Source organism: Burkholderia sp. Ac-20379, assembly GCF_017104645.1.
Taxonomy (GTDB): Bacteria; Pseudomonadota; Gammaproteobacteria; order Burkholderiales; family Burkholderiaceae; genus Burkholderia.
The window spans coordinates 1-933 of sequence record NZ_JAAGPF010000727.1 but is presented as its reverse complement, the minus strand read 5'-3'; the positions used below and the strand labels follow the sequence as shown (position 1 = coordinate 933).

General features: G+C 71.6%; 2 protein-coding genes. Both read right to left on the bottom strand.

The features are described from left to right. A partial coding sequence (locus G3N92_RS34265; RefSeq protein WP_206131902.1) for a hypothetical protein occupies positions 1-182 on the bottom strand: 182 nt, incomplete at its 3' end. Then, positions 179-933: PD-(D/E)XK nuclease family protein (locus G3N92_RS34260; RefSeq protein WP_206131901.1), on the bottom strand; the 755-nt coding region annotated here is incomplete at its 5' end. The genes G3N92_RS34265 and G3N92_RS34260, both read right to left, overlap by 4 nt.

The window sequence follows — 933 nt, the reverse complement described above, 5'->3', positions numbered from 1 at the left end:
CTGGCCGCGAACGCCGCACGCGCGGCCCAGCGCGCCGCATCGGACGACGCACCGAGCCGCCGCGACAGCATGCCGATCCGGCGCGCGAAGCCCTCGGCCAGCGCCAGCCCGAAATCGGCCGGCTCGGGCAGCCGCTCGGCCAGCCCGCCGACGAAGCCGAACGGTTCGGTCAGATCCTTCATGCGCGCTCCTTGCCCATCAGCGCGTCGAGCGCCTCGACCAGCTCGCGCGAGGGCCGCCGCGCATGCACGCCGGCAGGCTGCCCGCCGCTGATCCAGCCCGGCCGCACGCCGCGCACGAACAAATACAGATAACCGGCCATATGCGTGTCGTAGTCGTAGCCGCGCAGGCGCACGCGCAGGTAGCGATGCAGCGCGACCGTGTAGAGCAGCGCCTGCAGGTGATACGCGTGATCGGCCATCGCCGCGTCGAGCGCGGCCGGGCCATACGCGTCGGCCGTCGCGCCAAGGTGGTTCGATTTCCAGTCGACGATCCAGAACCGGCCGTCGTGCTCGACGATCATGTCGATGAAGCCCTTGAAGAAACCGGCCAGCGTACCCGCTTCGAGCGCGACGTCGGGGTAGCCGTGCGCGACGAGCAGCGCACGCAGCGCGGCGAAATCGAGCGATACGGCCGGGAACAGGAATTCCATCTCGTTGAGCCGCCGCGCCGGATCGACCGCGGCGAACCGCAGGCCCGGCGCGAGTTCGGTGGCGACCACGTCGGCCACCATCCGCAGCATCATCGCGGGCAGGCGCTCGACCAGCTCGGGCTCGGCTTCCACGGGCCGCTCGTGCAACGCGCGCCGCGCCGCTTCGGGCCAGCCGTCCGGCACGCCGAAATCGCTCAACTCGAACAGCAGGTGCAGGCATTCGCCGGCCGCCGCGCCGCGCGGAAACGCGACGATGTCGTCGAGCTCGGGCGGCGCGGCGA